Origin of the sequence: Acinetobacter sp. BY419 (assembly GCF_019038395.1) — a bacterium.
Taxonomy (GTDB): domain Bacteria; phylum Pseudomonadota; class Gammaproteobacteria; order Pseudomonadales; family Moraxellaceae; genus Acinetobacter.
Genome location: NZ_JAGFXZ010000019.1, coordinates 41,276 through 61,198, shown reverse-complemented (window position 1 = coordinate 61,198; position 19,923 = coordinate 41,276). Strand labels below are relative to the sequence as shown.

General features: G+C 42.6%; 17 protein-coding genes, 7 tRNA genes and 2 pseudogenes. 6 read left to right on the top strand and 20 right to left on the bottom strand.

Annotated elements, in window-relative coordinates:
* A pseudogene (locus tag KUG37_RS09100) lies at positions 1-112 on the top strand (IS982 family transposase); the annotation flags it as partial.
* 263 nt (positions 113-375) lie between these two features.
* Entirely contained in the window at positions 376-579 is a 204-nt protein-coding gene (locus tag KUG37_RS09095; protein WP_004280022.1) for a hypothetical protein, read from the top strand.
* A 151-nt stretch (positions 580-730) separates the two neighbouring features.
* Here the strand turns inward: KUG37_RS09095 and KUG37_RS09090 are convergent.
* From KUG37_RS09090 to KUG37_RS09050, 9 genes are all read right to left on the bottom strand, one after another.
* Positions 731-815 (bottom strand) — tRNA-Leu (locus KUG37_RS09090).
* Positions 816-854: 39 nt separating this feature from the next.
* A tRNA-Trp gene (locus tag KUG37_RS09085) sits at positions 855-928 on the bottom strand.
* A 35-nt stretch (positions 929-963) separates the two neighbouring features.
* Positions 964-1,048 (bottom strand) — tRNA-Leu (locus KUG37_RS09080).
* A gap of 386 nt (positions 1,049-1,434) precedes the next feature.
* Positions 1,435-1,520, bottom strand: a tRNA-Leu gene (locus KUG37_RS09075).
* Between the two features lie 401 nt (positions 1,521-1,921).
* A tRNA-Leu gene (locus KUG37_RS09070) sits at positions 1,922-2,006 on the bottom strand.
* Between the two features lie 39 nt (positions 2,007-2,045).
* Positions 2,046-2,119, bottom strand: a tRNA-Trp gene (locus tag KUG37_RS09065).
* 35 nt (positions 2,120-2,154) lie between these two features.
* Positions 2,155-2,239 (bottom strand) — tRNA-Leu (locus tag KUG37_RS09060).
* Positions 2,240-2,346: 107 nt separating this feature from the next.
* A complete protein-coding gene (locus KUG37_RS09055) occupies positions 2,347-3,168 on the bottom strand; it encodes a protein kinase (protein WP_216934271.1) in 822 nt (273 codons plus the stop codon).
* Entirely contained in the window at positions 3,155-4,666 is a 1,512-nt protein-coding gene (locus KUG37_RS09050; RefSeq protein WP_216934273.1) for a DUF3336 domain-containing protein, read from the bottom strand. The genes KUG37_RS09055 and KUG37_RS09050 overlap by 14 nt, the downstream gene beginning before the upstream one ends.
* Before the next feature lie 190 nt (positions 4,667-4,856).
* Here KUG37_RS09050 and KUG37_RS09045 point away from each other — a divergent pair, with 190 nt between their 5' ends.
* Both KUG37_RS09045 and KUG37_RS09040 read left to right on the top strand, forming a co-directional pair.
* A complete protein-coding gene (locus KUG37_RS09045; RefSeq protein WP_216934275.1) occupies positions 4,857-5,729 on the top strand; it encodes an ATP-binding protein in 873 nt (290 codons plus the stop codon).
* Positions 5,730-5,812: 83 nt separating this feature from the next.
* Positions 5,813-6,133, top strand: coding sequence for a DUF6176 family protein (locus tag KUG37_RS09040; RefSeq protein WP_216934277.1), 321 nt, complete (start codon positions 5,813-5,815; stop codon positions 6,131-6,133).
* 114 nt (positions 6,134-6,247) lie between these two features.
* Here KUG37_RS09040 and KUG37_RS09035 read toward each other — a convergent pair whose 3' ends face one another.
* From KUG37_RS09035 to tsaD, 3 genes and pseudogenes are all read right to left on the bottom strand, one after another.
* On the bottom strand, positions 6,248-7,294 hold the full coding sequence (locus KUG37_RS09035) for a hypothetical protein (RefSeq protein ID WP_216934279.1): 1,047 nt from the start codon (positions 7,292-7,294) through the stop codon (positions 6,248-6,250).
* A gap of 470 nt (positions 7,295-7,764) precedes the next feature.
* A pseudogene (locus tag KUG37_RS09030) lies at positions 7,765-8,718 on the bottom strand (diguanylate cyclase).
* A gap of 203 nt (positions 8,719-8,921) precedes the next feature.
* Positions 8,922-9,938: a tRNA (adenosine(37)-N6)-threonylcarbamoyltransferase complex transferase subunit TsaD gene (gene tsaD, locus KUG37_RS09025; RefSeq protein ID WP_216934281.1), complete on the bottom strand. Its 1,017-nt coding sequence runs from the start codon at positions 9,936-9,938 to the stop codon at positions 8,922-8,924.
* Positions 9,939-10,085: 147 nt separating this feature from the next.
* Between tsaD and rpsU the strand changes: the two genes are divergently transcribed.
* Together rpsU and KUG37_RS09015 are read left to right on the top strand one after the other, a co-directional pair.
* Positions 10,086-10,301, top strand: a complete 216-nt coding sequence (gene rpsU / locus KUG37_RS09020; RefSeq protein WP_001136722.1) for a 30S ribosomal protein S21 — start codon at positions 10,086-10,088, stop codon at positions 10,299-10,301.
* 33 nt (positions 10,302-10,334) lie between these two features.
* Positions 10,335-10,781 carry a GatB/YqeY domain-containing protein gene (locus KUG37_RS09015; RefSeq protein ID WP_216934283.1) on the top strand — a complete coding sequence of 149 codons (447 nt, stop codon included), beginning with the start codon at positions 10,335-10,337 and terminating at the stop codon, positions 10,779-10,781.
* A gap of 73 nt (positions 10,782-10,854) precedes the next feature.
* Here KUG37_RS09015 and KUG37_RS09010 read toward each other — a convergent pair whose 3' ends face one another.
* From KUG37_RS09010 to KUG37_RS08975, 8 genes are all read right to left on the bottom strand, one after another.
* A complete protein-coding gene (locus KUG37_RS09010; protein WP_216934285.1) occupies positions 10,855-11,211 on the bottom strand; it encodes a hypothetical protein in 357 nt (118 codons plus the stop codon).
* A gap of 106 nt (positions 11,212-11,317) precedes the next feature.
* Positions 11,318-12,760: a M48 family metalloprotease gene (locus KUG37_RS09005; protein WP_216934287.1), complete on the bottom strand. Its 1,443-nt coding sequence runs from the start codon at positions 12,758-12,760 to the stop codon at positions 11,318-11,320.
* Positions 12,761-12,876: 116 nt separating this feature from the next.
* Positions 12,877-13,842 carry a D-glycerate dehydrogenase gene (locus KUG37_RS09000; protein ID WP_216934289.1) on the bottom strand — a complete coding sequence of 322 codons (966 nt, stop codon included), beginning with the start codon at positions 13,840-13,842 and terminating at the stop codon, positions 12,877-12,879.
* Positions 13,843-13,863: 21 nt separating this feature from the next.
* A complete protein-coding gene (locus KUG37_RS08995; RefSeq protein WP_216934291.1) occupies positions 13,864-14,508 on the bottom strand; it encodes a hypothetical protein in 645 nt (214 codons plus the stop codon).
* 204 nt (positions 14,509-14,712) lie between these two features.
* On the bottom strand, positions 14,713-16,602 hold the full coding sequence (locus KUG37_RS08990; protein ID WP_216934293.1) for a M48 family metalloprotease: 1,890 nt from the start codon (positions 16,600-16,602) through the stop codon (positions 14,713-14,715).
* A gap of 89 nt (positions 16,603-16,691) precedes the next feature.
* Entirely contained in the window at positions 16,692-18,227 is a 1,536-nt protein-coding gene (purF, locus tag KUG37_RS08985) for an amidophosphoribosyltransferase (RefSeq protein WP_216934295.1), read from the bottom strand.
* Between the two features lie 24 nt (positions 18,228-18,251).
* Positions 18,252-18,833: a CvpA family protein gene (locus KUG37_RS08980; protein ID WP_216934296.1), complete on the bottom strand. Its 582-nt coding sequence runs from the start codon at positions 18,831-18,833 to the stop codon at positions 18,252-18,254.
* 5 nt (positions 18,834-18,838) lie between these two features.
* On the bottom strand, positions 18,839-19,840 hold the full coding sequence (locus KUG37_RS08975; protein ID WP_216934297.1) for a quinone-dependent dihydroorotate dehydrogenase: 1,002 nt from the start codon (positions 19,838-19,840) through the stop codon (positions 18,839-18,841).
* Positions 19,841-19,923: the final 83 nt, after the last annotated feature.

The following is a 19,923-nucleotide window of genomic DNA, read 5'->3' as shown; positions in this document are numbered from 1 at the left end:
TAAAGCACGTAGTCTTCATGGATTTCTCAGCGGAATTTATGCTTCGCTATGTGCATATCAATTAACCCATCGAAATAAGCCAAAAATTCAAATTATGAAATCATCGGCTTAAGCAGGATTCAGGTTAATTATAAATAATTGAATTATAAAAATAATTATATTTTTTCTACATCTTATAAAAACTTAATATTTAGTTACAACCTATTCAATTTGATAAAAATCATTTACTTAAACCATAAATTGCTCTTTTCTTAATCACCCGATGTTCACTATATATGCAAATTCATTTAAATTAATTTAAATAAGGGTATCTGCCCTTTAAAACATAATTTTTCACCCTTATTTAAGATTTAACAATGATGAAGGAGTGATCTCGTGAAAAAAGTGGTTAAAGCTAAAAATTTGATTGCATTTCGACTATGGTTAGAAAAATTGGGATACTCGGTACGTACCCTGGCGGATGATCGTGGTTTCAGTTTCAGTTTTAAGAAAGAATATGGCTTGGTCACCTGTGATCTGGCAGGTAATGCCTTGGCACTGCAACTAGGCGAGGAATTTGAAGATCATTTGAAAGCCTGATGGTTTCTATTTAAGAGCAGAAAAATAAATTAATTTCCCCACTAATTCAACAGTACTATTCTCCAGTTATTCAGCCCATTTCGATGGGCTTTTTTTATTCGGTAAATTTCAGACAATAAAAAAGCAAGGCATCAGCCTTGCTTTAATATGATGGTGGGGACGGAGAGACTCGAACTCTCACACCTCGCGGCGCTGGAACCTAAATCCAGTGCGTCTACCAATTTCGCCACGTCCCCATCAGGGTACCAACTTAGCGTTGGATTTCTTTTAAACTTTGGCAGAGGATCAAGGACTCGAACCTTGACGAACGGTTTTGGAGACCGTCATGCTACCATTACACCAATCCTCTAATTCCACCCAATATTCAGCTACCCAAATATCGATTGGTGGGGACGGAGAGACTCGAACTCTCACACCTCGCGGCGCTGGAACCTAAATCCAGTGCGTCTACCAATTTCGCCACGTCCCCAATGGCTGTGTATATTATAGAGATAGACCGGCATTGACAAGCGGTTTTACAAGCAATCACTATCTATTGCGCTATAAAATAAACAGTTAAGCTTATTTTTTAATTTTTTATAAAACTTATGTCGAAAATTTGATTCTTTTTAGGGTCAAGCTATAAGTCCGTTATTTCTTCAAAAGTTTCTATTCACTTCCTCTATCTCGAATGGAGACTCAAATGAATTTCTGATATTGATCAACATGAATATTCAAAGCGCTGAAACTGTATCTCTGATTATAAATTAGGTCTAAGCCAGCACATGGAACCAAAATAGGAAACAGAATAAATAAAACTCGCCTTAGCAAATTGCAGGCAAAAAAAAACAAGGTATCGACCTTGTTTTTCATATTTGGTGGGGATAGAGAGACTCGAACTCTCACGCCCAGAAGGCGCTGCGACCTGAACACAGTGCGTCTACCAATTCCGCCATATCCCCATGGCTGTGTATATTATAGCGATCAGAGCTGATTCACAAGTAGTTCTGTAAAAAGCTAAATACTTTTATATCAAAAATTAAGCAGTTAATTCACTATTGAACAAATATCACTCTATTTAGATCCCAATCATTCAATTTAACCCGGCACATACCACCGATGGACATACCACGACTTAGCCATAGCCCTATTTAGATTGTTAAATTTAGATCACATGAATTATGACTTGGAATAAAAATGAAATTTATTAAAACCCTGCCCTTGCATGCTCACTCACTGGAGAAGTTAAACTCAGAATGCATTGATGCTCATCAAGCATGACAACAAAAATCTTGTGACCAGAAAAGCTGACCTTAAATTTCAGGCAATAAAAAAGCAAGGCATCAGCCTTGCTTTAATATGATGGTGGGGACGGAGAGACTCGAACTCTCACACCTCGCGGCGCTGGAACCTAAATCCAGTGCGTCTACCAATTTCGCCACGTCCCCATCAGGGTACCAACTTAGCGTTGGATTTCTTTTAAACTTTGGCAGAGGATCAAGGACTCGAACCTTGACGAACGGTTTTGGAGACCGTCATGCTACCATTACACCAATCCTCTAATTCCACCCAATATTCAGCTACCCAAATATTGATTGGTGGGGACGGAGAGACTCGAACTCTCACACCTCGCGGCGCTGGAACCTAAATCCAGTGCGTCTACCAATTTCGCCACGTCCCCAATGGCTGTGTATATTATAGAGATCATTTCCAGCTGACAAGCCGTTTATAATAAAAAAACACGCGTTTGATTAAATAAGAAACAATCCAGGTTTTATTGTATTTTTCTCATTCAATTTCAGTCATTAAGTAGTCTCTAACCGCTTTAAAATCTGCCAGTCGATGCTGTTGTTGCTTGCCTAGCATCTCTACTATCAAGCCTCGAAAGGCCTGTAAGTGTTCCGGCAACTCAATCTTCAGGCGCTGACAATGCAAAAGTGCCCACTCCAGATAATTACTCGCCTGCAACCGCTGTCCACTCAACCATTCATAAAAAATAATACCCAAAGCATACACTTCACTCTGTACGGTTTTGACATGGCCTTGGAACAGTTCCGGCGCCATATAACGCGGCGTTGCATTCAGCTCATACAGGTCATTCTGATGAAGTGTCTGTACATGTTCAAAATCAAGCAGGCATACCCTGCCCTGATCATTTACAAAATGTTCCTGCTTTAAATCAGCATGTAAATAGCCCAATTCTTGCAAGCAGATTAAAGGCTCTACAGCTTGCAGCAAATGTTGTCGAATTTGCGTGACAGATTGCAGATGCGGCATGACATAAAAATGCGCCGGTGCATCGACCAGAATCAAGGCCTGTTCAAAATTCTCATGATTGATCGTGAAAGGATGTTGAATAATTTGATGCGGAAGGAAAAAATCCAGATCATTTGAACTGGCATGAACCTGATAGAAATCCAGCTCACGTTGCCAGCCTAGTTCAGCATGCTGAGATGATTGTAAGCTATCAGATCTAGGCGGTATCTGGGTTTTTAGCCAGAGCGCATGTTCTCCGGCATAATAAAGACGCCGACCAAAACTCAGGCTGCGCGCTTTGGTCCGCAGTTCAAAATCAGAAGTTTCAAGATCATCTAAATTAAGTCGTTGCAATGTATTCAGGTTTTGGATCAGGTGTATGCTGATAATTTAGCAGTTCCAGACAATGCTGAATAGTTTTCCCGACCCGTTCCTGAGTCTCGATAAGGGAAATTTTCGGCCATGTAGCCCGTTCACCTTCACGCTGTAAAATTTTAAAAAGATACGGTCGGGGATTCTGCAACATATAGCTATAGTGGCGCAGACTATATTTGCCGACAATATTCACGTCACCATAATAACGCTGGTCGACCACCCCATAACCATGATCCAGAAGACGGCGCACAGGGGGTAACCTTCCGGCATGTTCTCGGGCAAAATCCATCATTCCTTTACTAAGTACCGCACCCTGACGACGGACAATCCGTTGTGGCCAACTCAAGGTACCCTTACGGAAACGCGAAATATCATCTTGCATAAATGGCACGATGTGCGGGTTAGTCTGACTGGCAATGGTATAATTGATATTATACAGGCGTGCCATTTTTTCCTGCGGGAAATCACTGCGTACACTGCCATCCACCCAGCGGGTTGACCCCATATAAGGCGTATATTGACCATCGTAACGCTTGCTGGTCAAACGGACAGGTGGAAACAGAATGGGCACTGCACAAGAGGCTAGCACTGCGCTCCAGACCAGCACATCCGGAGATGTATAGGCATTCATGATACGTGCATCCTGTGCCGCATCATAAGGCGCGACTGCAATGTTAATATGCAGGCCTGAGTTTTTTAAAGCTTCCTCAAAGGTCAGATCCCCTAAGTTTTCGACCAGAAATTTTTTCAGATATTTCACATCGGCCAGACCACCATTACCTTTCAGCAATTCGCTCATGGTACGGAAATGAAATGCCTCATGGAAGAAATTATGCCCTTTTAGAATATCGACATATTGTGATGGTTTGGACACGCCCAACATCGCGGTCATGATCGCGCCCGCACTAGACCCCGACATGACTTTTGGCAACAAATCCTGCTCCATCAGAGCCTTACATACCCCAGTATGAAACAAGCCCAAAGTCGAACCACCAGAAAACATCAAGGCTGGCTGTCCATAAGCACGCTGACAATGTTGAAAATATTCAATTTTTTCTTCAACACTCAGGCAGATACAGTCTGTTGAAGCAATATAGGCTAAGCCTTGGCTGACTTCTTCGACATAATCTTCAATAATTCTTTTGGTGCCGACATAGGCTTCGGTAAACAAGAGAGGATGGGCAATATTGGCAATATCGTAGCTTAGGCCTTCGCGCAAAATATACATCAGGTCACGGGTACGCTTTTGTTGTCGATAGCGTCTTAATTTACCCAGACGATGTGTAATTACTTCCGCATCAAAGTAGGGTGAGCTGTTATCAAGTTTCCATTCCTGCGCACCTGATTCTTCATCTATTTTCAGGGCAATATATTTCCATTCCTCATAGGACTCAGCCTGTTGCAGCTGCTGCTTGAGCTTTTTAATACGATAGGCCTGATGTGGATTCACATCCTGAGTAAAATCTTTAAACAGCATCTGCCTTCTTCCCTATATTTATTCTTGATACAGCTCGTACCCAGAGCCAGAAAATGTGTACAAACTTTCTATCCTCTACAATAACGAAAATTCTCTACTTTAAGCAAATTATCATACTTTCCCGGCTTTGACTGTGAATTTTGCAGTGGTACTATCTTAGGCATAATTTTAAATCTGTAATGCTTAGATCATGGCGAAAATTGAGTTACCTGACCATATTATAAATACCCTTTCGACTGTTCTGCAGCAGCTTCAGCAAAGCCTGCCCGAACTTAAAAAAACTCCTGATTTTTCTGCTCATGCCTATAAATGGCAACATGGTGAACTCAAGCCTATTCATCAGCTTAGACAGATGGAACTGTCCGATTTAAAAGGTATAGAGCGACAAAAAGAAAAAGTCATCCAGAACACTTTGCAGTTTTTAAATAATTTACCCGCCAATGATGTCTTGCTGACCGGCTCCCGGGGCACAGGCAAATCTTCTATTGTGCGTGCCCTGCTGACTGAATATGCAAACCAGGGTTTACGCCTGATTGAAATTGAACGGGATGATTTGTCTGACCTGCCTCAAATTCAGCAACTCATTGCAGACCGACCAGAGAAATTTATTGTCTATTGTGATGATCTGGCATTTAATGCCGAAGATGAAAATTATCGCAGTTTAAAAAGTGTTTTTGATGGCTCATTACAATCCGGTTCCAGCAATTTTCTGATTTATGCGACCAGTAACCGTCGTCATTTATTACCAGAATTTATGCATGAAAATACGCCTGTTACCCGGGTTGATGTTCCGCAATATACCGAGCTACATCCTCAGGAAGCCATTGAAGAGAAAATCTCGTTATCTGACCGTTTTGGTTTATGGTTATCCTTCTACCCAATGGATCAGAATCTGTATCTGGAAATTGTAGAGCATTATCTTAAAAAAGCAGGAATGGAATTGACCCCGGAAACCCGTGCTGAAGCCTTACGCTGGTGTCAGGCACGTGGTCAGCGTTCAGGACGTGCTGCTTATCAGTTTTCCAGGCACTGGATCGGGTCAACTCAACTTAATGCCTCTTAAAAAGCTTAAAAGCGACCGATTTAGGTCGCTTTTTTTATACAGATCGTTTATATAAAATCAGGTCAATCAAGAAAATAAAAAATATGGATGTTGGTGCAGTTCTCATTCAACTTAAGCCCTTGCACATGCAGCAGGTTCATGACTGGCAGCGCACTTTAAAAGCACGTCAAGCCGAAGTCATTGAAACCCTCAAGGCTGAACAGGTTCATGTAGAGTCTTGGTTTTATCTGCAACTTCACGGTCAGGACTATCTGATTGCATATATGCGCGCCGACAGCATTCAAAAGGCACAAAATATTGCGAAATTCAGCACTTTCCCGATTGATCAAGTACATAAACAGTTTAAAACCTCATGGCAAGCGGTTTATCCTGCTGAATTATTGTTAGATGCTATATCTATCTGAATTTTTACTTAGAGCATTTGAAGAGCTTTGCAGCAGGTTTTTTCAGCGAAAGGCCGATGAATCAAAAATAAAAAGGCTTCGCCCACATGCGAAGCTTTTTTTTAATATTCTGGATTATTTTTTATCACCAATAATGGTAGACCAGAGCAGGTCATCAATCTCGCTACCATTGAAATAAACAGTGGCCTTCAACGATTCTGGCTGGTTCTGCTTGACTTCAATTACCTGATCATATCTGTCAGTAATTTTAAGCATCCCCTCTTTCGGCAAATGCTTATAGTTATTTAATAGAGTTTCCTCCATCTTGAATGGGGTCGTGGTATCAAAATTAAAACTGTAACGATAATCTGCCAGATCAGGCTGCCCGATAATCGTGCCACGACTGCTTAAGGTACGAATACCATTGCTACCGCTACCATAATCATCGACCAGACTATAATTATAATTACGTACCTGCAAATATTCTTTGCTCTTTGTATTGAACGCTGTTCCAGAAGCCCCCGCCTGATCCGTCTCTGCTATACGCTGGAATTCCAAATGGTCAATTTGATAAGACTCAGATGTCCCCATTGCATCTTTGGTTTTACGATGCACAATCGTGCCAGAAATCAGATAGTCGTCCTTGAGATTAAAATCCACATTCGAACCATAACGGACATTATTAAAACTTAAAGTCGTCGAATCACCGTTCACCGTCTGAGTGATCGTTGAGCCTTTACGATAAGTTTTATCTAGAATAATACAGTTATCTCTATCCGTTTTTAATTTCAGGGTATTGACCGTGCCTGTGGTATTTACTTCCGAGCAGATCAGATTTGGATATTTAATACTATTGATGCCCAGATTATAAATCTTGATGATACGTGCAGTACGCCCATAAGGATAATCTGCAAATACTTCACCAATCATGTGACCTAGAGCAACGTTATAGTCGGTATCATTACTGGTATCTCCAGAAATTTTATCGCGAATTTTATCTACAATATCCTGATCTTCAAACGGGACAAACTCTTCTGAAAGCTCAGGGGAAATACTTTCCTTAGGAACATTGGGAGGTGTAGTAACGGTAGCACTGTCTGAGCCACTTCCGCCACCGCCACCACAGGCACTAAGCAGACCCGAGACAACAGCGAGTCCAAAGAGAGAAATCTGCTTTTTCATAAAATTTATTCCCTAAAATTTCTATGCATTTTTATTTGGTTATTTCTAAAGATTAGCTACCTCGAAAACAAACAGCTCGAACGCTCTGCTTGCCGGTGATATTTCTTTCTGGCAACCAGCTTTTTCCCTTGATAGCGCTTTAACTTTAAACAAAGTAAATTTTTGTTCTGTAATTTTAATGTATATTTCAAATAACACTTATCTTAATAAATTAAACGCTTATTTTGTCCTTAACCCTTACCAGAATCACTTTTCCACATAAGTTAAACGCTTTAAATTAGACCCATTTACTTTGCAACAAAGCTTATAGACTTTGTAATCCTTAAGTTAAAAATGTATTAAGTTTTCTTTGCGTGCCGATTTATGCTCAACCTTCATACATGAGTATTAAGAATAATGTTGCAACATACGCTGGCTTTAGCAGATGAAATATTGAATGATTTGCAGGAGATTTAGAGCATCAACTATTCTCAATTTATTACTGATTCATTAGATTTTTTCTGACGCTTATACTCAAACATTTTTTTATCTGCTTGGGCTAGTGCTTCAAACAAACCATGAGTTGGATGACGCATCGCCATACCAATCGCCGCCCCAATATTTGCTTGTGTAAAAGCCTCAATTAAACGTTCGAGCAGACTTTCAGTACCTGCCTCATCATTTTCCACACTGAGAACCACAAATTCGTCACCACCCAAACGAGCGACAATGTCGTTCATACGTACATTTTCCCGAAGTACCTGCGCCGCGTGCTGGATTAACTTATCTCCCTCATCATGACCCAAACTGTCATTCACTTTTTTCAGGTCATTCAGGTCAATAAATAATACAGCGGCTGGATGGCCATATTGTTTACAACGTTCTTCTTCTGCTCGCAGCAGCTTTTCCCAGGCACGACGATTATATAGCTTGGTCAATTCATCTTTACTGGCTTCTTCCTGTAAGAGTTCATGCTGTCGCACCTGCTCAATCTGACGCAATTCCGCCTGCAAGATAGAACTGAGTAATTACCCTAATAACTCGACCAATTGCATATCTTGAACAATAGCTTCTGATTTGGTTTCTGGATCAATCGCACACAGCGTTCCAAACAGACTGCCATCCTCATTGATTAAAGGCTGCCCGATATAGGATTTTATATTCACCTGCTGGTTAATGGGTGCAGTTGCATATAGCGGAATATCTTCGGAACGGGGTGCAATTCTAGGCGCTTTACCTGCCACCATATGAAAGCAGAAAGAGTCAGCCCACTGAAAAACTTGCCCAGGTTGTACATCATAGCCATGGTCTTCAGGTTGCAGTACGATCCAGTCTTGACCTTCTACCCGGGTGATCATCCATAAATTAAAGCCAAAATGCTTATGCAGAAACTTTAATACCGCCTGTCCAGCATCCTGAAAACTTTTGAAATTTATATTTTCCATGCGAAGCAACCTCTGCTGCAAACCTGTAAAATTTGCATGATCTAAACCTGAGCTATTAAACGATTTTCAAGTTTCAATAGAATATTTGAGTTTTAAATAAAGTTATAAGAACATATATTCACAACATCTCATTTCTATTAAGTCTTTATTTAAACAGTCAGAATAAAAAAAGAGGCCTAGGCCTCTTTCTTGCAAGCTGCAATCTATGCCTCTGTCGGATTAGTCAGTTCCGTCATTGGCCAGCGTGGCGTAGTAGTCACTGCCAACCCATCATGCTGTCCTGCTTTTAAACGCTGATAACCTGCAAATGCAATCATTGCACCATTATCCGTACAAAGTGCAGGTTCTGCATAATAAACCGAAGCACGGATCTTGGCTAAATCCGCTTCTAAACGCTCACGTAAACGCTTGTTGGCACTTACACCACCTGCAATTACCAGACGTTTAAGACCCGTTTGCTTCAGAGCTTTGACTGACTTTTTCACCAAGGTATCTACAATGGCTTCCTGAAAACTGGCAGCAATATCAGCATCACGGTTTTCATCACCGAGTTTTTTCATTTGTACAGAAACAGCCGTTTTTAAACCGCTAAATGAAAATTCCAGACCTTGATGCAGCATTGGACGTGGAAAAGCGAAAGCAGCGGGATCACCCTGTTCAGCCAGTTTGGAAATATTGGGACCACCCGGATATGGCAAGCCCATCATTTTCGCGACTTTATCAAAAGCTTCACCGGCAGCATCATCAATCGATTCACCGAGCAGCTCATACTGACCAATACCATAGGCTGCCATGAGCTGGGAATGTCCCCCCGATACTAAAAGCGCAACAAACGGGAACTCAGGCGGGGTTTCCGACAACAAAGGCGCCAGCATATGCCCTTCCATATGATGCACACCAATGGCGGGTTTATTCAGCGCAAAGGCCAAAGTTCGACCAAATAGCGCACCGGTCATCAATGCCCCCATCAAACCAGGCCCACGGGTATACGCAATGGCATCAATTTCTGATTTTTTGATGCCAGTTTGCTCCAGCAACTCATTAATGAGGGGGATCAGTTTGCGTACATGATCACGGGAAGCCAACTCTGGAACCACACCGCCATATTCTGCATGCAGTTTAATTTGGCTATAAAGTACCTGTCCGCGCAAACCCAACTCGCTATCATAAAGTGCAAGCCCTGTTTCATCACACGACGTTTCTAAGCCTAAAACGATCATTAAACTGCCTATAACCTGTATCAATTCTATTGCAGCAACTATTATAGACTTGTGGTATGAGATGTAAATGAGTAAAATACTGACCTTCACTTGTGATTGAGGGCAATTTTGCCTGAGATCTTACCCTAACTAATATGAGGATTCTTCATGCCACAAGTTAAATTGAAAGAAGGCGAACCAGTAGACGTAGCTATCCGTCGCTTCAAACGTTCATGCGAAAAAGCGGGCGTTCTAGCTGACGTACGTAAACGTGAATTCTACGAGAAACCAACTCAAGAACGTAAGCGCAAAAAAGCTGCTGCTGTTAAACGCTACCAAAAGAAATTGGCGCGTGAATCAGTACGTACTACTCGCCTTTACTAAGATTAATTTGTGATTGACTGCCTGGAATAAATAATGACGACTTTAAAAGACCAAATCACGGATGTTTTGAAAGCAACAATGCGTGCCAAAGAAATGTCCAAGTTGACGGTCATACGGGGTCTACAGGCAGCAATTAAGCAAATCGAAGTCGATGAACGCAAAGAGCTTGACGACGCTCAGGTTCTTGCGGTCATTGAAAAGCAAATTAAACAACGTAAAGAATCGGTTAAAGCATTTTCAGGTGCTGGCCGTGATGATTTAGCTAGTAAGGAACAAGCCGAACTTGAGATTTTATCTCAATTTCTACCAGAAGCTATGACTGAGGAAGAACTTGATTCCATGATTGCGCAAACGATTGCAGCGCAACAAGCTACTAGCATGAAAGATATGGGTAAGGTGATGAATTCTCTGCGTCCGCTCATAGCCGGGCGCGCCGATCCTGCACAAGTATCCGCTAAAATTAAAGCGAAACTTGCTTAAACCCCACTTCTCAAATATTTTATCTTTAACGTTGAACTGCCTTTATAAAAAAGCAGTTCTTAGCGTATGCTGATTATAAATGACAATCGACCTGATAGCGTTTCAGCAATTGCATCTCTTTTGAAGACTTCACTTCTGTAATCACATCCTGCTTGCTCATATTTTGAAACTGACGATCCAGATAGGCACGATTCTGATCAGCTGCCTGATATAAACGATCCACATAATGCCCGACAATAGCGCAAAACTTTGCATTCTGCTCAGGACTAAAACCTTGCTGCTGTGGATTCAAACCACTCAAGAATTGACGCGATTCCTTTTTATAGTCAGCATTAATACGTTCTACCGCTTCTATATATTCAATAGCGCTCGCAGCACATACCGCATAACTACACCCCAGCAAAAACATACCTAATACTATTTTTTTCATACGCTGCTTCAAATTCAATCAAGCTTATCTTTAAAAAGATTGTAGCCTGATTTCGCATAAGCTTGCTATATCATCCCGATACAAAAACTTAAAACCCAGTTCAGTTTTAAATCTTATATTGATGTGCCTGCTGCATCTGTTTCAGACGCTGGCGAATTGCGGCCGATAAAGACTGGTTATTCTTGGCGGTGCGCTGTGCATGTAATAATGATTTGATCGCGGTTTCTTCATATCCTGACCAGTATTCCACCTCTGCACGATAGCGCAGCACATTGGCAGCCTTAATCGCCGAATCTGGCTCTGCATTGGCCGCCAGTTGCATCAGCCGCCAGCCATTCACATCGCGTGAATTGGCATTTAGAAATCGCTGCACCAAGGCTTTCGCCTGATCCGGCTGCTTGGCACGAATCAAGACTTCTGCATATTTATAATTGAGGGCACGGTTTTCCGGCATAATACGCGCTGCGGAAGCGACACTTTTGAGGGCTACATCCAGTTGATTCTGCCCCAGATAAATATCAGTTTGAAATAAAACCTGTAAAGGATGCATTTGGTTATGCTTTTTCGCCTGATCTAGGGCAGTTTGCGCCGCTTGGAAATCACCTTGCTGTATATGATAGGCAGTCAAGGCAAGCTGACCTGCAAAATTATTCCGCTGGTCCATCAATATAAGCTGCTCTGCATCAGTCTGACGGGACAATACCCTGCTATACCACTTGATAATTTCAAAGTCCTGGTCATTGAGATTACGTTTCACCGCAGGAAGCTGGTTGGCACGTAAACGGGCCTCGCTCATACGTTCGGTGGTAAGTGGATGCGTGAACCAGAAATCTGGCAAAAAGCTTAACCGACTACTAGAGCGATGCATGACTTCAAAAAAGTCTGCCATGCTATGCGGGTTATAGCCGGAACGATACATATATTGCATACCTATCCGGTCTGCTTCACGTTCCTGATTACGGCTATAGGTAAGCTGTTTATCCACCAGTGCTGCCTGAGAACCCATCATGACCGCGGCACCTACATCACCATCTGCCTGAGAAGCCACCAAAGCACCGACAAGAATTCCCGCCAGTGCCAGCAAACCCTGCCCCTTAAAGGCATCTTGGGAGCGACTGTAATGACGTTGTGTGACATGTGCAATTTCATGCGCCATCACACCTGCCACTTCATCCATGTTGCGGGCTGAATTAATCAGACCTGCATTAAGGGCAAAGAGCCCACCTGGAACAGCAAAAGCATTAATTTGCGGGTCATTAATCACCAGCAAACCGATGGGCTGTTGCAATTGAGTTTGACTGAGAATATGGGAAAATACAGAAAGCAACTGGTCTTCTAGCCATGGATTCTGCATTACTGGCATTTGTTTATGTACTTCACGATAGACTTTTTCACCGATCATTTTTTCTTTTTGCTGATCGAGCAGACCCACACCCGTACCAATATCAGGCACAGAAAATTGCACATTTGCCTGATTAAAATCATGGTTAGAGCTGTGCCCTGTCACCATACACAGACTTAAGCCACACGCTAGCGCCAATCGTTTCAATGAAAAATCTCTAATCCTGCCGATCTAATTTGTCTTGAATATAGCATTGAACAATGAGCAGAGACGCAAGAAAATGTTATTTTTTAATACCATTTAAACTACACATGAGATGCGTTTTAAAATTCCGGATTGACCACATAACGTGGTACTCGCCCTTCCAAAGCATCTACCAGATTCCGATAAGCCAGTTCCGCCATTTTCTTGCGGGTCGCTGCAGTAGCCGAACCCACATGTGGCAATGTGACTACATTGTCTAACTGGAATAATTCTGATTCTTTTAACGGCTCTTTCTGATATACATCCAGACCCGCAGCAAAAATCTTCCTGGCCTTTAAAGCATCAATCAGTGCCTGCTCGTCAATGACCGAGCCACGTGAAATATTGATCAATACTGCATGTGCTTGCATTTTTGCCAGTTCTGCCGCTGCAATCAGTGCCTTGGAATCCACATTCAAATCTACTGCGACAACCACAAAGTCAGAACGCTGTAACAGTTCTTCCAGCTGGCAATATTGCGCATTTAAGCCTTGTGCAATTTCCGGTTTTTCACGGCGATTATGATACAGAATATTCATATTAAAACCGTAAAAACCACGGCGTGCAATCGCAGCCCCAATATGACCGAGACCAATAATTCCCAGGGTTTTTCCAAAAATATCCAGACCAAATTGCGCTTCACCAACAGTACGCTGCCATTGCCCCTGCTTGGTCCATTGATCCAGATAAGTCACTTTGCGCGCAGCTGACATCAGCAAAGTAAAAGCCAAGTCAGCAGTGGTCTCAGTCAGTACATGCGGGGTATGACTGAGATAGATTTTCTTTTCATTTAAATAATCCAGTGCATAGTTATCATAGCCGACACTGACACTGGAAATGATTTTTAACCGGGTAGCACTGGCCAGATTATCACGATTCAATAAGCGACCAGCACCAATCATGCCATCGGCATCCTGAACCTGCTGCAAAATCTGTTGATTCACATCACCCAGCTTTGGTTGTATATAGCTAACCTGATAATTTTGTTCGAGCTTGTTTTGAATATCAGCATCAATTTGACTAAATACAACCACTTTTTGTTTCATCTTTTTTATTCCACAGCAAGATTATTCCAGACTGACAGACCTATTTTGCATAAACTGCCATAAACGTTTTTTTAGAATCGGCTGATCCAGCATTTCTTGTAAAGAGGCTAGCTGGATTATTTTCGTATTTGAAATATGCACTACAGGCCCGAGAAAAATAATGTTTTTCTCTGCACTCATCCCATCCAGAAAACCCTGGATATAGGATTCTACGCCGCGCCCATCCTGGACATTGGCCCAGGGAAATGGCCAGTTCAGCTCATAAAACTCACCTGAAACTGCACGCTGAATATTTCCCCATAAATTCTGGGTGTCTTCGGTCATTTCAGTTGCATCAATCACGATACTGCAATGCACCAGACTTAAAGCCTGTAAACTAAATGGCGGGATCTGTACAATTTCACGATGTTCCTGAACAGGGACAGCTTGAGTCGATACCGCAGGCGGCGTTTCAGCCTTAAGCGCAACGGTTGGCTCTGGCTCAGAAATCGGCAGATCGGCCATGAGCTCTACCAAAGCAGGCTGAGGCAAGACGATATCGGTGTGGAATTCAGGTGCAGCCTGGTCACGCCAGATCGAGACCTGATGCGGCTGACATGCGCTGTCCCTAGGAATCCAGAGATCGATTCCTAATGTTGCCAGTATGTCACGCTGATGCCCAATCATCTTTTCATCATCACCAATTTCAGGCTGAACATTTTAGCCGGATTGCCTGTGCTTTGCCGAACTTTTTCAGCTTTTCTTTTTTATCTTGATGGATTCTAGTACAAAGTTTATCTGTCTGCTAAAAAGTGTATTTTTAATAAACAATTATACCATTCCTGCTGTTATAACAGATTTAGCGTCAAGCTGCGCGTTCTCGTTTGTTTTCTACATAATGGTTAAACTGTTCTTCTTTAATATTTGCTGAATAACCTGCCCGCCCTCGAAACCTAAGCGCCAATACAACAGCTCCATCACATCCAGCTCATCCTGAGTCACGATACGGTCACTCCACAAACAGGCTTCTGCAATCCCTAAAATACTGAGACGATCGCGTAACAACAGCCCTGCAATATCATTCAAGATTTCAGCAAGATCAATCGGCTCATCTGAAATTTCATTATATAAGTCCACTTCCTGAGCTGTCAAAATCCGGTTTAAAATCCGTTCCCGTACCTCAAGCTGGTTACCGCTATTAATCTGCTGCACATGCAGCAAGGCATCAATCAAACGTACGATTTGTGGCTTGACTTCATCGAGAGCAGTCGGAATATGCGCAGGCAGCAAATTTAACTCATCTTTCACATATTCCAGCAACAATGCATCCAGCAGACCAATTTCACCATCTTCCTGAATAATCCGTGCCAGCTTCATCAAAAACTGGCGTGCGACAGTGGTCGGCATGCCACCAATATTCTTACAGGCTTGCTGGAAAATAGAAATATGTACCCGCCCGTCCAGATTTAGCAATGAATCTACAATGGCACGACTGACCTCAGCCTCAGTCGGAATAAATTCACGATATTGACGGATCATTAAAATGGCAACCATGACTTCACGAGAGCCGGTCGCCGTCTGCAATGCACGTTCAATCAGTTCTGGACGCGGCATCTTGAGTCGAAGTTCCGGATTCAGCGGCTTAATCGCATCTTTAATCGCAAAACTAATCGGAGACAGCCGTAACAAAGGTAAAGGTTGTGGCGAACTCCAGCTCACTGTAGTTTCAGGTACAACTTCTTCCAAAGAACGAAATAAACTGAACAAAGGCTGATTCTTCAGTTTTTTCAGGTTCTCAAGTTGTAAATCCTGAATCAGGGCAGGATTTAATTCATAAATTCGCTGATTGATATTTGGATGAATATTCAGCCAGTTTTGTGGACTTAAAGAATTGGCAAAGCACATATGCGAAATCGATTCGGCATATTCACTATAAATCTGCGAGCCGGAATGATGCACATGAATTCTAAGTAGAGTCTGGATATTGGCATCATTTTGAATCAAGCGTTGGGTTTTCTGGTCATTTTTATAAGTCCGGCCACCCAGGGAAATATATTTAATAAAGCGGGAAATCAATACACCCAAACTGCCAGTCAGCCAGATCACCGCACCGACTGCAACATAAAAGGTTTCAAACCTGTTTTCCCGTGGACTGCCTGTTCGATAAAAACCGGATTTAGCAATTTTACTACCCCACTGACTAAAAGTGGTTAAACTGCTATACAGAATTTTCAAGCGGGTATTTTCCGCAGTTTCACCGGCCAGGATTTTATTAAATTCATGACTGAGCAAACCATACAGCTCAACTTTATCGAGTGTCTGTATTGCACCCCAAGTCAGGATAATCGCGGTGTCCCGCGGGCTAAACCCTGCTGTCAGTGCATTGACACCAACTTCATCGGGCAATACATACACTGCCGGAGTTTCAATCAGAAAAGTCTCAGCCAGCTGCTGGTTAATGTGCAGTACAGCACTTTCTTCGGGAATACTGTCCATCGGGCTGAGACGGCGCGCACCCATCTGCTTCGCCAGCGAATAACCGCCATTCCGAAAAATATAAAACTCATAGATGACCGAAATCATCATCACAAATAACAGCAAGGCAATCAGATAAGGACTTAGCGTATGCCAGAAGATTGATTGGGTGGGATCAATATAAAAAACAAATAGGCCAACAACGGTATTAATAATAAAAACAGTCAACAGAATCGCAATCAGGCAGAAACTTACAGGCAGTACTATATTTTTGTTTTTTATAAAATCGTATCCTACGTTTCGCAATGCAGAACCCTAAAATGATTATTTTCAATGAGATCATCATAAAACAAAAAAGCGGGAAATTCCCGCTTTTTCATAACGATTTTAACTGCTTAAACTTCACGTACGCCAGTCAAATCTACTGAAGCTGCATCAATATTGACATCAATATAGCTGCTTTCTTTCATGGCGCTGTCACTACGTTTTTGCTGTAGATCATCTAGATATTGCGCATCAATACCACCCGAAACATAGATACCATCAAAGACTGAACAGTCAAAGTCTTTCACGTCCGGTACTTTGGTGGTTCTTACCGCATCTTTCAAATCTTCCAGATCCTGGAAAATCAAACGGTCAGCACCAATAATTTCACGGATTTCTTCAACGCTGCGTTCCGAGGCAATCAATTCAGATTTCGCCGGCATATCAATACCGTAGACGTTTGGATATTTGACCATCGGGGCGGCAGAAGCAAAAAATACTTTTTTCGCGCCAGAATCACGCGCCATCTGGATAATTTCATTACAGGTGGTGCCCCGTACAATCGAATCATCTACCAAGAGTACATTTTTACCTTTGAACTCAAGCTCAACCGGGTTTAGTTTTTGACGCACCGATTTTTCACGCAATTGTTGACCTGGCATAATAAAGGTACGCCCGATATAACGGTTTTTCATGAAACCTTCACGGAATTTCACACCCAGCATATTGGCAAGTTCTAGGGCCGAAGTACGTGAGGTATCCGGAATCGGAATCACCACATCGATATCATGCTCTTCCCCCCACTCGCGCAGAATTTTTTGCGCCAGCTTTTCACCCATTTTCAAACGTGCTTTATACACCGAGATTCCATCAATAATGGCATCCGGACGGGCAAAATAAACATATTCAAAAATACAAGGACGATACTTAGCATTTACTGCACATTGCTTGGTAAAGAAATTACCTTCCAAATCAATAAATATTGCTTCGCCCGGCTGAATATCACGCTCCACCTTAAAGCCCAGCGCAGTAATCGCGACCGATTCAGAGGCAATGATATACTCCATACCCTGTTCAGTTTCACGTGAACCATAGATCAATGGACGAATACCGTTTGGATCACGGAAGCCCACCAGACCCTGTCCGGTAATCATCGCTACCACGCCATAAGCGCCTTTACAACGCTCATGCACACGTGTTACCGCATGGAAAATATCTTCTGAAGTTGGCACCAATTTGCCATGTTTTTGCAATTCATGCGCCAACACGTTTAGCAGTACTTCTGAATCAGAATCCGTGTTCATATGACGCAAGTCAGTTTTGAACAGATCATCATGAATTTCTTCGGCATTGGTCAGGTTACCGTTATGCGCCAAGGTAATTCCATACGGTGAGTTCACATAAAATGGCTGTGCTTCTGCACTGCTCGATGAACCGGCTGTTGGATAACGCACATGACCAATACCGTAATTTCCTTTCAAGGCACGCATATGACGGGTATGAAATACGTCACGTACCATCCCATTGTCTTTGCGCAGAAATAAACGTCCTTCATCACATGTCACGATCCCAGCTGCATCTTGTCCACGATGTTGTAACATCGTTAATGCATCAAACAACATTTGGTTAACGGGTGATTTACCAGCTATACCAACTACTCCACACATAGCAACCTCGCAGACAAGCTAGGATTAATAAAAAGGATTATTTGTAGACTCATCTGCAGCTCCAGATTTGGAAGATGTTTCAGATGATACCGCTGAAGGTTTCGATGCCCCTTCAGGCTTGATATGTTGTAGTGCGCCATTCGCGGCGTCTTTCGACATTTGAGTCGCCCAAGGCGCATAAGGCAATAAGGCTTGAATAAACTTGGACTGTTTCCAGTGCGGCGAGCTTTCTACCCACGGGCCAATCCCCTGCATGGTAATCAATACAATCAGCAAACCTTTCAGGCTACCGAAGACACCACCCGCCAGACGGTTAAGCGGACCCAGTTTAAGACTCTTTAAAATACGGTTTAAAAGCGCAGTGACGATCCAGGTCAGAACCACAATCAACAGGACGATAAAGGCGAAGGCTGCTATCTTTTGTACGACTGGATCTGTACTCAGAGCAACCATCGACGGCGCAAGTAGCGTTGAATATTTTGCCGCAACAATCAGGGCAAAGATCCATCCCACTAAGTTCGCAAAGGCTTTAATAAATCCTTGACGCAAACCGTTGAGCCCTCCAATGAGCAAGATAATCAGCAGAAAGATATCAATGACATTCATAGGATTTAAAGTGCGTCTACACAATCTTTTACAAGTTTAGGTCCAGTATAGATGAGACCACTATAAACTTGTACAAGGCTGGCACCTGCCTGCTTCTTGGCAACAGCATCTGCACCTGAAAGAATACCACCCACACCAATCAATGGAATTTGTCCTTTTAATACCGCAGCAAATGCAGCTAGACACGCAGTACTTTTCTCAAATACCGGTGCACCGGACAAACCACCTGCTTCCTCTGCATGCGCCAGACCTTCCACCCCTTCACGTGACAGTGTGGTATTGGTCACGATCAGGCCATCGATCTTGAATTGCAATAACTGCTTGGCAATAAAGGCAATATCGCTGTTACTCAGATCAGGCGCCACTTTGAGTACCAAAGGTACATAATGCTGGTATTCCTGAGCCAATTCAAGCTGACGGTTTTTCAGCGTTTCCAGCAGTTCGGTGAGTGCATCACCACTTTGCAGGCTGCGCAGGTTTTTAGTATTGGGAGAAGAAATGTTGACGGTAATATAAGAAGCATAATTGTAGACTTTTTCTAAACAGATGAGGTAATCATCTGCTGCTTTTTCTACCGGAGTATCAGCGTTTTTACCGATATTGATGCCGAGAATACCTTTGAATTTTGCAGCCTTGACATTTTCAACCAGCTGATCCACACCATCATTATTAAAGCCCATACGGTTAATAATGGCTTTGGCCTGCGGCAAACGGAATAAACGTGGATGAGGATTACCGGCTTGCGGTCGTGGGGTAATGGTACCAATTTCAATAAAACCAAAACCTTGACTGGCAAGGGCGTCAATATAAGCACCATTTTTGTCTAAACCTGCCGCAAGACCTACCGGATTGGGAAATTCGATTCCCATACAGGTCACAGGTTTCGCAGCAACATTTTGACGCATCAAGCCCATTTTATGGGATGATTTCAATAGTGATAATGTCAGCTCATGTGCACGCTCTGGTGCTAAAGAAAACAACAAAGGGCGGGCTAGAGAATACAACATATCCAGAAAAGTCTACTGCTTTTTAAGTCGGCATATTATAGGCATAGGCTGACAAAAAAACCATGCTTTGCAAATCTTTATTT

Coding starts and splice junctions, on each gene's coding strand:
- KUG37_RS09050 (WP_216934273.1), bottom strand. CDS start 4,666: ATGCTGTTTAAAGATTTTACTCAGGATGTGAATCCACATCAGGCCTAT.
- KUG37_RS09045 (WP_216934275.1), top strand. CDS start 4,857: ATGGCGAAAATTGAGTTACCTGACCATATTATAAATACCCTTTCGACT.
- KUG37_RS09040 (WP_216934277.1), top strand. CDS start 5,813: ATGGATGTTGGTGCAGTTCTCATTCAACTTAAGCCCTTGCACATGCAG.
- KUG37_RS09035 (WP_216934279.1), bottom strand. CDS start 7,294: ATGAAAAAGCAGATTTCTCTCTTTGGACTCGCTGTTGTCTCGGGTCTG.
- tsaD (WP_216934281.1), bottom strand. CDS start 9,938: ATGATCGTTTTAGGCTTAGAAACGTCGTGTGATGAAACAGGGCTTGCA.
- rpsU (WP_001136722.1), top strand. CDS start 10,086: ATGCCACAAGTTAAATTGAAAGAAGGCGAACCAGTAGACGTAGCTATC.
- KUG37_RS09015 (WP_216934283.1), top strand. CDS start 10,335: ATGACGACTTTAAAAGACCAAATCACGGATGTTTTGAAAGCAACAATG.
- KUG37_RS09010 (WP_216934285.1), bottom strand. CDS start 11,211: ATGAAAAAAATAGTATTAGGTATGTTTTTGCTGGGGTGTAGTTATGCG.
- KUG37_RS09000 (WP_216934289.1), bottom strand. CDS start 13,842: ATGAAACAAAAAGTGGTTGTATTTAGTCAAATTGATGCTGATATTCAA.
- KUG37_RS08995 (WP_216934291.1), bottom strand. CDS start 14,508: ATGATTGGGCATCAGCGTGACATACTGGCAACATTAGGAATCGATCTC.
- purF (WP_216934295.1), bottom strand. CDS start 18,227: ATGTGTGGAGTAGTTGGTATAGCTGGTAAATCACCCGTTAACCAAATG.
- KUG37_RS08980 (WP_216934296.1), bottom strand. CDS start 18,833: ATGAATGTCATTGATATCTTTCTGCTGATTATCTTGCTCATTGGAGGG.
- KUG37_RS08975 (WP_216934297.1), bottom strand. CDS start 19,840: ATGTTGTATTCTCTAGCCCGCCCTTTGTTGTTTTCTTTAGCACCAGAG.